This window comes from Paraburkholderia sp. BL18I3N2, assembly GCF_003001875.1.
In the GTDB taxonomy this organism is placed as follows: Bacteria; Pseudomonadota; Gammaproteobacteria; order Burkholderiales; family Burkholderiaceae; genus Paraburkholderia; species Paraburkholderia phytofirmans.
The window spans coordinates 509,819-522,674 of the sequence record NZ_PVNC01000004.1; the positions used below are offsets into that span (position 1 = coordinate 509,819).

The window sequence follows — 12,856 nt, forward strand, 5'->3', positions numbered from 1 at the left end:
GTTCATTTATAGACCGGTGCGCGTTTTTCGAGGAATGCTGAAATCCCTTCCAGCCCTTCGCGATGATGCAGCGAGGCGACAAAGCTGTCGCGCTCCGCCACGAGATGATCGGCGAGCGGCTGCGCGCCGGCTGCGCTGATCAACCCCTTGATGCGCGCGACCGAGTTGGGCGAAATCTTGCCGAGTTCGTCGGCCCAGGCGACTGCGGCGTCGCGCACGGCGCCGGTCTTCGCCAGTCTGTTGACGACACCGAGCTCATACAGACGTGCGGCTCCGATCGGTTTGCCTTCGATCAACACTTCAGTGGCCAATTGACGCGGCAGGGCTTGAGCAAGAAACCATGACCCGCCGCCGTCGGGCGTCAGGCCGACGCGTGCATACGACATGACGAATTTGGCTTCGTCCGCGGCCACGATCAGGTCGCACGCGAGCGCGAGCGAGAATCCCGCGCCGGCGGCGGCGCCATCGACCGCGGCGATCACCGGCTTCGACGAAAGACGCACCGCGGAAATCCATTCGCCGAGCAGATCGATGCTCTCCGCTTGCACGGACGGATCTTTCGCGCGGTTTTCCAGCAGGCGGTTCAGATTGCCGCCCGCGCAGAAGAAGTTGTCCGCGCCGGTGATCACGACGGCGCGAATCGACGCATCGCGTTCCACCGAGTCCAGCGCCTCGATGCCGGCGGCGTACATGTCCGGATGCAAAGCGTTGCGTGCGCCGGGGTTCGAGAGCGTAAGGACCAGCGTCGATTCGCTTTCGGTAGGGCGCGAGGTCAGCAGTTCGGCGCTCATTGTTGTGTCTCCTGAGTCTTCGTTTCGATGTCGGCTGCATCGCGTTGGGTCAACGACATGCCAAGTTGCGCTCGCCGCGCGAGCCAAGGCGAAGGACGATAGCGCGGATCGCCAAGCACACTGAACATGTTGCGCAGGATCGTGAGAATGGTCGTCGAGCCGAGCGCGTCGCCGAGGCCTAGCGGGCCGCGCGGATAGCCGAGGCCGAGTGTCACGGCGAGATCGATGTCTTCGGGTGTGGCGATCTGTTTTTGCGCGATGTCGCAGCCGATGTTGACGATGGTCGCCACCACGCGTTGCGCGACAAAGCCGGTCGAGTCGCGGATCACGGTGACGGGCACGCCGTCGGCGGCGAAAAGCGCATGCGTCGTGTCACGCGCGCTGCGCGTGGTGGCGGGCGTTGTCATCAGCGTGCGGCGTTGTGCGCCGACGAGCGGGAAGAGCGCATCGATTGCGACGACGCGGGTTGCGTCGAGCGCTTCATCGACTGCGGCCGTGGTCGCGTCGTGGCCGAACGGCGTGACGACGATCAGCGAATTCGTCGCGGGCGCGGCGCCGTCGTCGAGCTTCACGCCGGCTTTCTCGACGAGTTGCACGACCGCGTCGTGAGCTTGCGGATAACGCTTGCTGACCCACACGCTGACCGGCAACTCGGTCGGCGCGGGCGCTTCGGCAGGCACTTGCTGCTTGCCGTCTTCGTAGCGATAAAAGCCTTCGCCCGTCTTGCGGCCGATCAGTCCGCCCGCGAGCCTCGTACCGGTGATGGGCGACGGCGTGAAGCGCGGCTCTTCGTAGAACTGGTGGTAGATCGACTCCATCACCGGATGCGAGACGTCCAGCGCCGTCAGATCGAGCAACTCGAACGGGCCGAGGCGAAAGCCCGCCTGCTCGCGCATGATGCGGTCGATGTCGGCGAAGCTCGCCACGCCTTCACCGGCCACGCGCAAGCCTTCGGTATTCATGCCGCGGCCCGCGTGATTCACGATGAAGCCGGGCATATCTTTCGCCCGCACCGGCGTGTGTCCCATGCGGCGCGCGAGATCCATCAGCGCGTCGCCTGCTGCGGGGTCGCTGCGCAGACCGTCGATCACTTCGACGACCTTCATCAAGGGCACGGGATTGAAGAAGTGATAGCCGACCACGCGCGACGGGTCACTGCAGCCGGCGGCAATCGCCGTAATGGACAGCGAAGACGTGTTGGAGGCCAGTACGCAGTGACCGCTCACGACGGTCTCGAGTTCGCGGAACAGCGCCTGCTTCACGTCGAGTTTCTCGACGATCGCCTCGACGACCAGATCGCAGCCAGCCAACTCGCCGATGCTCTGCGCACCGCTCACGTTCGCGAGCGCCGCGAGCGAGCGGGCGTGCTCGAGCTTGCCTTTGGCGGTCAATTTGGCGAAAGTCTCGGCGAGGTAGTCGCGCGCGGCGCCGATCGCGGCAGGGTTGGTGTCGTACAGGCGCACGGTGAGGCCGGCCAGCGCGGCGATCTGGGCGATGCCGCGGCCCATTGCTCCGGTTCCGACAATGCCGATAGTCTCGATGCTGAAATTGCGAGAGGTCATTGGAAGGCTCGACTCCATGGTTATTTTAGAATAGCACGATCGTGCAATTTACTGGATGATTGATCGAAGGCCGCTGCTGTGAAGTCGATGAGCGGTCGCATACAACTCGAAGGAAGGAGACACCCAATGATCAAGCTGTGCGGTTTCGCGCTCTCTAACTATTACAACAAAGTGAAGTTCGTGCTGCTCGAACACGGCATTCCATTCGAGGAAGTGTCCGTGAAACCCAGCCAGGACGAGGCCATGCTCGAGCACTCGCCGCTCGGCAAAGTGCCTTATCTTCAAACTGAAGACGGCGATCTGTGCGAATCGCAATGCATTGTCGAGTATCTGGCGGCGCGTTTTCCCGATAAGGCGATTTTTTCCGCCGACCCTTGGGAAGCGGCCAAGGAGCGTGAACTGATCATGTTCGTCGACGTGCATCTCGAACTGACTGTGCGCAATCTCTACAAGGAGGCATTCTTTGGCGGCACCGTGACCGAGGCGACCAAAGGGCGTGTCGAGAAATTGCTCAGGCATCACATTGCCGGCTTCAAACGGATCGCGAAGTTCGGGCCGTATCTGAGGGGCGAGCGCTTCAGCGTCGCGGATACGGCCGGCTATGTGAGCTTGCCGCTGGTGGGCATGGCGACGCAGACCATCTACGGCAGTGATTTTCTGCTCGACGCCGGGATCGACTGGAAGAGCTATGTGAAAGCGATCAACGCGAGGCCGGCCGCGCAGCGTGTGACCGAGGACCGCAAGGCGTATATCGCGGCGTCGCGCCCGGCTTGACGGGCGCTGCCCGGAAGCAGGCGGACCGGGGCGTGCCGCGCACGCCGGGGCCGCTGCGCGCGATGGCGAGGAACGTTGGTTCGTTCGCAGCATCGCGCGGGACATGCTAGAGGCGCGCCAGCCGTTCGAGTGCGGTGGCCAGCGTGCTTTCCTGCTTGGCAAAGCAGAAGCGCACCACGCCCGATTCATGGGCCTCGTGATAGAAGGCCGAAACCGGAATGGCGGCGACGCCGATCTCGCCGGTCAGCCATTGCGCGAATTCGGCTTCGGGCAAGTCGCTGATCGCCGAATAGTCGACGCACTGAAAGTACGTGCCCGTGCATGGCAGCAGCTTGAAGCGTGAGTTCGCGAGGCCGGCGCGGAAGAAGTCGCGCTTTTTCTGATAAAACGCCGGCAGATCGAGATACGGAGCGGGATCTTTCATGTAGTCGGCGAGGCCGATCTGCATCGGTGTGTTCACTGTGAACACATTGAACTGGTGCACCTTGCGGAACTCGGCGGTGAGCGCGGCGGGCGCGGCTACATAGCCGACCTTCCAGCCCGTCACGTGATACGTCTTGCCGAAGCTCGACACCACGAAACTGCGCTGCGCCAGTTCCGGATAGCGTGCCACGCTCTCGTGCGGCGCGCCGTCGTAGACCATGTGTTCATACACCTCGTCAGACAGGATCAGCACGTTAGTGCCGCGCACGATCTCCTCGAGCTTGCGCATGTCTTCCGCGCGCCAGACCGTGCCGGTCGGATTGTGCGGCGTGTTGATCAGCAGCAGCCGCGTTTTCGGTGTGATCGCGGCAGCGAGCTTGTCGAACGGGATCGCGTAGTCGGGCGCGTCGAGCGTGACGAACACCGGCTTGCCGCCGGCCAGTTCGATGGACGGCAAGTAGCTGTCGTAGGTCGGTTCGACCACGATCACCTCGTCGCCCGGATGGACTGTGCAGAGAATCGCGGTCAGCAACGCTTGCGTCGCGCCCGCTGTCACCGTGATTTCGGTGGTGGCGTTGTAGCGGCGGCCGTACAGGCTCTCGATCTTGTCCGAGATCGCCTGACGCAGCGGCGCGACGCCGCCCATCGGCGGGTACTGGTTGTGGCCGTCGCGCATGGCGTTCGCGACCGCATCGACGATCCGCGGATCGCAGTTGAAATCGGGAAAGCCCTGACCCAGGTTCACCGCGCCTTTTTCGGCGGCGAGCGCGCTCATCACGGTGAAAATCGTCGTGCCGACGTCCGGCAGGCGAGACGGAAACGTCGGACTCGATGGCGTGTCGTGCGGTGCATTCATGGCGCTGTCCGGAGCGTGGGCAAATGGGTTAGACGAAGGCGTCGTTTGAAACGGGCGAAGCCTGATTGTAGGGAATCGCGGCGCCGTGTGCGCGCCGCGGAGTTCACGTTAGCCGTCTGGCCAGGGCCATGCGGCTCGAGGGTCATGCGCTTAAAGGCTCGCCGGCGGCGCTCAGGGCCATGCCGACGGCGGCAACGAACGGCGCCGGCTGGGCGATCTGAAAGCCGAAGTCACGCGCGATCCGCTTGGCCAGCTTCAATACGGCACGGTCTTTCGAGACCAGCCAGTCGGCCCGCGCGGCGTGCGCTAGTTCGAGGAACTTCTGGTCGTCGCGGTCTTTGCATTTGGGCAGGGGCTTGGCATCTTCCGCTTGCACCTCGGGTTCGACCAGCTGCGCGAGCCGTGAAACGACCGCCAATGCCACGGCCTTGTCCACATTCCGATGCACGAATTGCGGGTAGTCGAGCACGTAGGTCAATTCGGCGAGGCAGCGCGCGTCGATCAGCGCGGTCAGCGCGCCGCTTTCGAGCGCGGCCACGATCGGCCGCGTGTGCGGGTCGTCGAACACGAGAATGTCGATCCACACATTGGAATCGAGGACGACGCGCAAAGCGTCGGGTGAGGCATGGGAACCGGGCATTCGTTACAATCTGGCTTTCGTCTTTGACCGCCAGGCACGGCGTGCCTGCAAGCCTCTATGATAATCGTTCTGTCGCCGGCGAAATCGCTCGACTACGAAACCCCGCCTCACGTCAAAAAGCACACGATCCCCGATTTTGTCGACGACGCGGCCGAATTGATCGGCGGATTGCGCCGTTTGTCGCCGCAGCAGATCGCCTCCCTGATGGACATTTCGGATCAGCTCGCGCACCTCAATTGCCAGCGTTACGCGGAGTGGTCGCCCAAGTTCGGCACGCACAACGCCAAGCAGGCGGTGCTGGCGTTCAACGGCGACGTGTACGAGGGCTTCAACGCGAAGACGCTGTCGTCGGCGGATCTGGACTATGCGCAGAATCACGTGCGCGTGTTGTCCGGCCTGTACGGTTTGCTGCGTCCGCTCGATCTGCTGCAGCCTTACCGGCTCGAAATGGGTACGCGTTTCGCTAATCCGCGCGGCAAGGATCTATATGCGTTCTGGGGCGAGCGGATCACGCAGGCGTTGAATGCGCAATTGAAGAAGAACACGGTCGCGTCGCGCGTGCTGGTGAATTGCGCATCGGGCGAATATTTCAAATCGGTCAAGCCGAAGCTGCTCGAAGCGCCGATCATCACGCCCGTTTTCGAAGACTGGAAGGGCGGCCGCTACAAGATCATCAGCTTCCATGCAAAGCGCGCGCGTGGCCTGATGGCGCGCTATGCAGTGGAAAACCGCCTCGACAGGCCTGAACAACTGAAGGACTTCGACGCCGACGGCTACGCGTTCGACGCCGAAGCCTCGAACGATTCCACTTACGTATTCCGCCGCCGCGTCGCTGAATAAGCGTCGCCGCGCGGACAAGCAGGGAAGAACATCATGACGTTATCGATTACAAGCAACTTCGACGCGGGTGCGATCGAAGTGCTCTCCTGCGAAGAAGCAGGCAACATCCGCTTACGCGTGCGGCCGGACAGCCATGCCGAGTTCGCGCAATGGTTTTATTTCCGCTTGTCGGGCGCCGCTGGCGAACGCTGCGTGATGACTTTCGAGAATGCGGCCGCGTGTGCCTTTGCCGAAGGCTGGCGCGACTATCAGGCAGTGGCGAGCTACGACCGCGTGAACTGGTTTCGCGTGCCTACCTCGTACGACGGGCGCGTGCTGACGATCGATCACACGCCGGATTTCGACCGCATTTACTACGCGTACTTCGAGCCGTACAGCGAAGAGCGTCACTCGGAGTTTCTCGGCGCGGTGCAGCAGATGCCGCAGGCCACGCTCACCGAGTTGGGCACGACCGTCGAAGGCCGGCCCATGTCGCTGCTCACACTCGGCACGCCGCAAACTGGCGACACGCCCAAGAAGAAGATCTGGCTGATCGCGCGCCAGCATCCAGGCGAGACGATGGCCGAATGGTTTATCGAGGGTCTCGTAAAGCGGCTCGCAGGTTGGGGCGATTGGGCGGGCGATCCGGTCGCGCGCAAGCTCTACGATCACGCGGTCTTTTACATCGTGCCGAACATGAATCCGGACGGCAGCGTGCACGGCAATCTGCGCACGAATGCGGCCGGCGCGAATCTGAATCGCGAATGGATGGAGCCGGATGCCGCGCGCAGCCCCGAGGTGCTGGCGGTGCGCGACGCGATTCATGCCACTGGTTGCGATCTGTTCTTCGATATCCACGGCGACGAGGCGCTGCCCTATGTGTTCGTGGCCGGCTCCGAAATGCTGCCCGGTTTCACCGAACGGCAAGGGCAGGAGCAGAAAGCGTTCATCGAAGCATTCAAGCAGGCGAGCCCTGATTTCCAGGACAAGTATGGCTACGCTGCGAGCAAGTATCGCGAGGACGCACTGAAGCTGGCGTCGAAGTACATCGGCAACGAATTCGGCTGCCTGTCGCTGACTTTGGAGATGCCGTTCAAAGACAACGCCAATCTGCCCGACGAACGAGTAGGCTGGAACGGCGAGCGCAGCGCGGCGCTCGGCGCGGCGATGCTGCAGGCGATCTTGCGGCACGTGGAAACATTTGCCTGAACGTCGCTGCACATAAAAACGAGGCACACACTTCACGGTGTGTGCCTCGTTTTCATTGGGGCGCGTGGTTGATCTGCCGCGCTGGCGGGGCTGCCGCAAGCGCGAGCCGCTATTGAGTTTTCTTCTTCGCCGGTGTCTTGTTGGCAGTTGCTTTGTTCGAGCTTGTTCGCGACGACTTGCCCGAGCTCGGTTTGGAGGACTTGGTGGTGGCTTTCCTGGTCGTCTTGCCGCTCGCCGAATGCTTGCCTTTGGCGCTCTTATGTTTGCCCGACGATGCATGCGACCCCGAAGGTTCCGAGCTGCGCGCACGGGCCGGCGGCACCGGATCGTTCCAGCTGAACGCCAGCATCTGCGCGCCGACGTAGCCGCAGCGGAACTTGAGATCGGCAGGATCGCCGCCGCCGCTCTGGCGGATGCCGAGCCCTTCGACGGTGACAATATTGTCTACCTTGACGCGCTGCTTGCCTTCGTCGAACGAATCGTTCCACGGCGTGACCGACGCATGCGCGCTGTCGAACGAACTAGGTGGAAATTCGACATGGTCGAAGGCGGTCGACGTGCTGGCGACAAAGTTGCCATGAGCCGCGCAGTCCGCAACGAGCGGGTCCGCGTGCAGGTCATTGACAAATCTGTTGACGAGATCGTTGTGCTGTTCGAGTTGATCGGCGAATGCGGGAGCAGAGCATATGAGCGAGAGACTCGCCGCACATGTTGCCAACCGGCCGACCATCCGCAGCAATCGGCGCGGTACGTTGGTGCGATCCATCTAGGTAGTTAGACGCTAATCAGACATGAGGCACGTAAGATGCCCGGCAAGAGGGTGGAGTTCAATCCTGACACAAATATTTTGTCCCGTTGGTAGTGTGTGGGCACGGGCGGCTCGACGTGGCCGAGCCGCCGATCGCCGTTAGTACGCGTTCGGCCCGCGTGAGTGTCAGGTGCGTGGTCCGCCCAGTCGGTATCTCCGCACATCATAAGTGGTGACCCACGCAGGACGGTAGACCGCGATCAACGCCGTCGACATGCCGGTGAACCAGGATTCCCCGGTGGCAAGCAGGAACACGCTGAACGCGTAGCCGGCGGGCACCACGGTCATCGAACCGTCGGCGAGCGCGATATGAATGCCGAGGGCGGCGGCTGCCGTGAGCGACACGGCGATGGCAGGCGAGACAAAGCCCTGGCCGAGGATGAACATAAACAGATTGCGTGGCAGCCACGCGATGCTGATTCGCTGGAGCAAAGTGGAAATGCCGACCGGCAATGCACCGTACACGAGGAACGTGAGTGCGAGGCCCTGCCATGGCGCATCGAAGACTACGGCGGCAAGACCCGTGACCACCGCCATGGCGATCAGCGCCAACGCCCAGTCGAACAACGTGACGACTAACGTGGCGCCGAGCAGATGCATGACCGTGCCGTCGTCGAGCCACGCATTACTTGCCCACAGCACCGACACTGCGACGATGATCGCAAGCCAGACATGCTGCAGTGTGCCGTCCTGAAGTCGTTTGAAAGGATTTTTCCACAGCGCGAGCGCGACCACTATCGCAGTGGCGATCCAGCCACCGACAGCGACCCAGAACGGAAGCGGTGTGTAGAGGAAACCCATGAGTCTCATATTACTCGTTGGACGACAAAAGGTGTGAGCGGATTCCATGCCAGCAGCCGCAAACGCTGCCGGAAAGTGCTCGCCCGGATTCTGTTGCGCGCGCCGGCTGTGTTCATGCAGGACCTTGTGCGAGCGGGTCCGATGCGGGCCCGGTGGACGGTGTGTCGCCATACGATGCCCCTGGTTCTGCCGCCATGGGCAACAGTGCGGCGGTGTCGTTAGCCGGCAACGGATACTGAAAGCGCCGCCGCGCGCGACGCCGTAACGGCACTACGCCGGGCTGGCCCATGATTGGGCGCACCGGGCCGTCACCGCCATTGCGCAGCACTTGCAGATGGTTCGACAGCCAACCGTTATAGAGCGCGACCGCGGCCGCGCGATTCGGCGCGCCCAGCTGTTGGAATATGCTGGTCAGATGGATCTTGACGGTGCCTTCGCTGATGCCGAGCGTGCGCGCGATCATCTTGTTGGTGCTCCCCATATGGACGCAGCGCATGATCTGCTGCTGACGGGGCGACAGTACGTTGGCCAGTCTGGCGCGGCGCGGCGGGGGGCTTTTTTCGTCGAACGGCCGGATAGTGATGTCCGGCGGCAGCGGAGGATCGAGCGCCAGTGCGCCAGGCGGTACGTAGTGCCCGCCCAGCAGCACCATTTCGAACGCGCGCACGATCAAACAAGGATCGGTGTCGCGCGGCACGACGCCGAGCACGCCTTCGTCCATGAGGTCTCGCACGGCGGCCGGCGAGATCTGATCGGAGAGCACGGCAATGCGCAGATCAGGGTAATGGCTGAGCAGATGGCGAACATCCGCGATGGACATCCAGTCCTGCCAGTCGACCAGCAGCAGATCGGGCCGCTGACGCTTCAGCGTGCGTTCGACCTGACGCCAGTCTTGTGCCTCGTTGAAGCGCGCCAAACGGTCGATTTGCCGCAGCAGTGCTTTGAGCCCGTCACGTCGTTCGGCGTCTGAGTTGAGTATCGAGAATCGCATGCATGTCTCCAGATGAGTCGGGCGAAGTGGCGCGATGTGTGCGCACGGCGCGTGAGAGCCGGATGCGTTTGTGATGCGCGGCCATGCCTATGATGACAAATTCTCTTCAGTTTGACGGCCTGTCCAAAAGGCATAAGAGGAATGACGTAAAACTGAACGGGCACAAAAAAGCCCCGCGCACGGCGAGGCTTTTTTAGTCGACTCCGACGCGCAAAATGCGCCGGCGAAGATGGTCAATGGAAGTGCGGTTGCGCGGGCTCCGCGTCCTCCGGCATTTCGGCGTGGACGATTTCGCCGAGCGGATCGGCATACAGCGGTACGCCGCAGTCGTCGCAATATTCCGGCTCGAAGCGGCCTGCATGGCGGCGCACTTCGGTCACGCCGGTTTCCTTGAGCAACGCGACGATTTCTTCGAGCGGATCGTCCGACGCGGCGGTTTCCTGCGGCTCTTCGTCGATGCCGGGTTCGCCGTTCTCACGGCCGTACAGCGGCCACACGACGCCGTAGATCACATCATTGCTGCCGCGGCGCGTGAAGCCGACGCGGTATTCGTCGATGCGGCGCTCGCCGAAGCCTGCGACAACGGCGCGCAACTCCTGCGGCGCCGCGCCGATCGTGTCGAACAGATAGCGCACGGCAGTGCGCACCGTGTGAGGACGCACGCGTTCGTCGGCGTCGCGGCAGGCCGAGTAATAGGCATCTGGCAGCAGGCACTCGAACTCGCAGCCCGGCAACACCAGCGACAGATTGGCGCCACCTTGCGTAGCCCATTGTTCAAGGCATTGCCCGCGTTCAATCCGGTTGCCGTGTTCTTCTTCCTGCCAGCGGAACGTGGGTTCGCCGACCGGCGACGCGACCACGGCCAGCAGGAAGCGCGGGTCGGCCAGAATCGGCGAGGTTTCCGGCAACTCGCCGAAATTCAGTTTGGCGTTGCCGCCAGCCATCGCTGCCTGCGCGAGCTGCTGGGCGATACGCCAGGTTTCGACATGATGGCGCGGCAGTTGATCGATGCTGTACAGGAACGGCGCCATGGCGACCCGCGTGTTGGCCGCGAGCACATGCGCCTGCAGATGCGCGCGCAGGGCGTCGGCGGCGTCGGCCTTGAGCGGGCCCGACGGGATCATGTAGCGCGTCCAGGCGAGCACGGGCGCGGCGATCAGCAGCGCCTCGTAAGGCACGCCTTCATGTTCGACGGTGAACGATTCACTATGGGTTTCCGCCATATCGGCGAGCGCGCCGTAGGCATCGGGATGATTTTGCTGCAGATGATCGAGCGCGGCGTCCAGCGTAGTCTGGTTGGCGTTGCGGACGATTTTGGCCAGCAGCGCATCGAGCTTCGCTTCCCAGAAGCGGTCCTCGGTGCGGCTGCCCGACGCGAAAAGCGCGAGCGAGAGACCGACAAGCTTGTCGGCATCGGGGGGGAGACGTTTGGCGATTCGCGAGCGCATAAATCCGGATATTGGGGTGCACAGAACCTTATATTCTAGTCTTTTATATGCCGCCATATTGTTTGGCCGGCAATGCCGGATGAATTGGGACGTTTCTACAGGGAAAATCAGCACTATTGAGCGGACCCGTCGGGCCTTTGCTAGGCGACCTGGCTTGATGATATAAGACGCCCCGGGCGCATGCCTCGCTTCTATACTGACCCTTTCAGAAAGCGCTCTACAAACTTACGTCCGCTCGACACCGGAGTTTGGTGCAACAGGAGATTCATCGTGAAATCGGACCAACTGATCGAACGTCTTGCCGCAGTGTTCGCGCTAATTATTCTGGTGGGCGGGTCGCTGCTGGTGCTGGCGCCTTTCACGACCGCGCTGCTGTGGGGCGCGATTCTCAGTTATAGCTCGTGGGGCTTGTACCGGCGGCTGACCGCAGCCTTGGGCGGCCGTCGCAAAGGGGCCGCCACGTTGATCGTATTGATCATTCTGATTGTGGTGCTTGGACCGTTCGTCTACGCGGGCTTTGCCTTTGGGGCGCACGTGCACGAGATCGTCGCGCTGGTGCAGCGGCTCTTCGAGGCCGGCTTGCCGGATTTGCCGCCGTGGGTTGCCCGAATTCCGCTGGTGGGCTCGAACATCGAGGCATTCTGGGAGCGGCTCACAAGTAGCAATTCGGAACTGATCGCGCAATTGCGTACGCTCGCGGCGCCTGCCGGCAAGTGGATTCTGGCGGCCGCGATTGCTGTTACGCATGGTCTCGGGCTGCTGGCGTTGAGCATCGTGCTGGCTTTCTTCTTCTATACAGGGGGAGAGGGAGCGGCTGCCTGGCTGAATGCGGGCATGCGGCGTATTGCCGGCGAGCGTGCCGATTATCTGCTGGCACTGGCTGGCAGCACGGTGAAAGGTGTTGTCTATGGAATTCTCGGCACGGCGCTCGTTCAAGGTATCCTGGCCGGTTTCGGCTGCTGGATCGCCGGGGTTCCGGCGCCGGCGCTGCTGGGGTTGGCGACATTCTTCCTGTCGGTGATACCGGGCGGTCCTGTTGTCGTCTGGTTGCCCGCGGCAATCTGGCTGTACCACGGTGGCGCGACGGGATGGGCGATCTTCCTGGTGGTGTGGGGCGTGCTGGCGGTCGGCATGTCGGACAATGTCATCAAGCCAATCCTGATCGGCAAGAATAGCGACATGCCGCTGATCCTCGTGATGCTCGGTATCTTGGGCGGTGCGTTTGCGTTCGGCTTCCTTGGGGTTTTCATCGGACCGACTTTGCTGGCGGTCGCATATACCGTGCTCCACGACTGGACGATCGGCGCGCCGGCTGCGCGCGCCTTGACGCCCGACGTGAAGGCGCTTGTTGTCGATGAGCCGGGCCCCGTAAAAAAGGTGCCTTGAATAAATTCCAGATAACGCTTGCAAGGCGGGGTGCGGGTCGCTAGAATCTCGCTCTTTCGTGCCTCGGAGAACGGGGCGCGGGAGGCGGGAGAGCCAGCAGTGGCAAGGCTTTCAGCGAAGCGGGCAGGTTCAGGAAGTTGGAAAAACCTGTTGACGGCGTAGCGAAAGTTCTTCATAATCTCGTTTCTCTGCTGCTGATGCAGCGACGCAGAACGAAGCGGTGCCGGGTGGTTGGGATGTCAACAGCGCGGTACCGGTTTGGTGGTGAATGCGGAATCGATCTTTAAAAATTAACAGCCGATAAGTGTGGGCGCTTGATGCGCGACGCGCCGGTGGGGTCCTTCGGGG

General features: G+C 62.4%; 13 protein-coding genes. 4 read left to right on the forward strand and 9 right to left on the reverse strand.

Going from position 1 to position 12,856, the window contains the following annotated elements; genetic code table 11:
• Nucleotides 1-2 precede the first annotated feature (2 nt).
• Nucleotides 3-791 (reverse strand): oxepin-CoA hydrolase, alternative type, encoded by a 789-nt coding sequence (locus tag B0G75_RS15475; RefSeq protein WP_106306810.1) that lies wholly within the window; start codon nt 789-791, stop codon nt 3-5.
• Nucleotides 788-2,353, reverse strand: a complete 1,566-nt coding sequence (locus tag B0G75_RS15480; RefSeq protein ID WP_106306813.1) for a 3-hydroxyacyl-CoA dehydrogenase — start codon at nt 2,351-2,353, stop codon at nt 788-790. Before B0G75_RS15480 ends, B0G75_RS15475 begins: the two co-directional genes overlap by 4 nt.
• 126 nt (nt 2,354-2,479) lie before the next feature.
• On the opposite strand from B0G75_RS15480, the gene B0G75_RS15485 reads away from it, so the two are divergent.
• The gene (locus tag B0G75_RS15485; protein WP_106306817.1) at nt 2,480-3,127 is read left to right on the forward strand and encodes a glutathione S-transferase family protein; all 648 of its coding nucleotides are present in this window, start codon (nt 2,480-2,482) and stop codon (nt 3,125-3,127) included.
• Between the two features lie 106 nt (nt 3,128-3,233).
• On the opposite strand, the gene B0G75_RS15490 is transcribed toward B0G75_RS15485, so the two are convergent.
• Together B0G75_RS15490 and B0G75_RS15495 are read right to left on the reverse strand one after the other, a co-directional pair.
• Nucleotides 3,234-4,406 carry a pyridoxal phosphate-dependent aminotransferase gene (locus B0G75_RS15490; RefSeq protein WP_106306820.1) on the reverse strand — a complete coding sequence of 391 codons (1,173 nt, stop codon included), beginning with the start codon at nt 4,404-4,406 and terminating at the stop codon, nt 3,234-3,236.
• A gap of 142 nt (nt 4,407-4,548) precedes the next feature.
• Complete coding sequence (locus B0G75_RS15495; protein ID WP_106306824.1) at nt 4,549-5,046, reverse strand: putative toxin-antitoxin system toxin component, PIN family; 498 nt, start codon at nt 5,044-5,046, stop codon at nt 4,549-4,551.
• 57 nt (nt 5,047-5,103) lie between these two features.
• Here B0G75_RS15495 and yaaA point away from each other — a divergent pair, with 57 nt between their 5' ends.
• Nucleotides 5,104-5,886 carry a peroxide stress protein YaaA gene (yaaA, locus tag B0G75_RS15500; RefSeq protein ID WP_106306827.1) on the forward strand — a complete coding sequence of 261 codons (783 nt, stop codon included), beginning with the start codon at nt 5,104-5,106 and terminating at the stop codon, nt 5,884-5,886.
• Between the two features lie 33 nt (nt 5,887-5,919).
• Complete coding sequence (locus tag B0G75_RS15505) at nt 5,920-7,074, forward strand: M14-type cytosolic carboxypeptidase (RefSeq protein WP_106306830.1); 1,155 nt, start codon at nt 5,920-5,922, stop codon at nt 7,072-7,074.
• A 109-nt stretch (nt 7,075-7,183) separates the two neighbouring features.
• Here B0G75_RS15505 and B0G75_RS15510 read toward each other — a convergent pair whose 3' ends face one another.
• The 4 genes from B0G75_RS15510 to B0G75_RS15525 form a co-directional block, all read right to left on the reverse strand.
• A complete protein-coding gene (locus tag B0G75_RS15510) occupies nt 7,184-7,840 on the reverse strand; it encodes a BspC domain-containing protein (protein WP_106306833.1) in 657 nt (218 codons plus the stop codon).
• 168 nt (nt 7,841-8,008) lie between these two features.
• Nucleotides 8,009-8,683, reverse strand: coding sequence for an energy-coupling factor ABC transporter permease (locus B0G75_RS15515; protein ID WP_041758346.1), 675 nt, complete (start codon nt 8,681-8,683; stop codon nt 8,009-8,011).
• Nucleotides 8,684-8,795: 112 nt separating this feature from the next.
• Nucleotides 8,796-9,674, reverse strand: coding sequence for a response regulator transcription factor (locus B0G75_RS15520; protein WP_106306836.1), 879 nt, complete (start codon nt 9,672-9,674; stop codon nt 8,796-8,798).
• Nucleotides 9,675-9,907: 233 nt separating this feature from the next.
• Nucleotides 9,908-11,122: a DUF2863 family protein gene (locus B0G75_RS15525; protein WP_106306839.1), complete on the reverse strand. Its 1,215-nt coding sequence runs from the start codon at nt 11,120-11,122 to the stop codon at nt 9,908-9,910.
• Between the two features lie 270 nt (nt 11,123-11,392).
• Between B0G75_RS15525 and B0G75_RS15530 the strand changes: the two genes are divergently transcribed.
• A complete protein-coding gene (locus B0G75_RS15530) occupies nt 11,393-12,508 on the forward strand; it encodes an AI-2E family transporter (protein ID WP_181309278.1) in 1,116 nt (371 codons plus the stop codon).
• Nucleotides 12,509-12,637: 129 nt separating this feature from the next.
• Here B0G75_RS15530 and B0G75_RS41035 read toward each other — a convergent pair.
• On the reverse strand, nt 12,638-12,856 hold a 219-nt coding region (locus B0G75_RS41035), incomplete at its 5' end, for a hypothetical protein (protein ID WP_219908284.1).

What these genes read in the sequence shown, in the direction of transcription:
- B0G75_RS15475 (WP_106306810.1), bottom strand. Translation starts at nt 791, where the DNA reads ATGAGCGCCGAACTGCTGACCTCGCGCCCTACCGAAAGCGAATCGACG.
- B0G75_RS15480 (WP_106306813.1), bottom strand. Translation starts at nt 2,353, where the DNA reads ATGACCTCTCGCAATTTCAGCATCGAGACTATCGGCATTGTCGGAACC.
- B0G75_RS15485 (WP_106306817.1), top strand. Translation starts at nt 2,480, where the DNA reads ATGATCAAGCTGTGCGGTTTCGCGCTCTCTAACTATTACAACAAAGTG.
- B0G75_RS15490 (WP_106306820.1), bottom strand. Translation starts at nt 4,406, where the DNA reads ATGAATGCACCGCACGACACGCCATCGAGTCCGACGTTTCCGTCTCGC.
- B0G75_RS15495 (WP_106306824.1), bottom strand. Translation starts at nt 5,046, where the DNA reads ATGCCCGGTTCCCATGCCTCACCCGACGCTTTGCGCGTCGTCCTCGAT.
- yaaA (WP_106306827.1), top strand. Translation starts at nt 5,104, where the DNA reads ATGATAATCGTTCTGTCGCCGGCGAAATCGCTCGACTACGAAACCCCG.
- B0G75_RS15505 (WP_106306830.1), top strand. Translation starts at nt 5,920, where the DNA reads ATGACGTTATCGATTACAAGCAACTTCGACGCGGGTGCGATCGAAGTG.
- B0G75_RS15510 (WP_106306833.1), bottom strand. Translation starts at nt 7,840, where the DNA reads ATGGATCGCACCAACGTACCGCGCCGATTGCTGCGGATGGTCGGCCGG.
- B0G75_RS15515 (WP_041758346.1), bottom strand. Translation starts at nt 8,683, where the DNA reads ATGGGTTTCCTCTACACACCGCTTCCGTTCTGGGTCGCTGTCGGTGGC.
- B0G75_RS15520 (WP_106306836.1), bottom strand. Translation starts at nt 9,674, where the DNA reads ATGCGATTCTCGATACTCAACTCAGACGCCGAACGACGTGACGGGCTC.
- B0G75_RS15525 (WP_106306839.1), bottom strand. Translation starts at nt 11,122, where the DNA reads ATGCGCTCGCGAATCGCCAAACGTCTCCCCCCCGATGCCGACAAGCTT.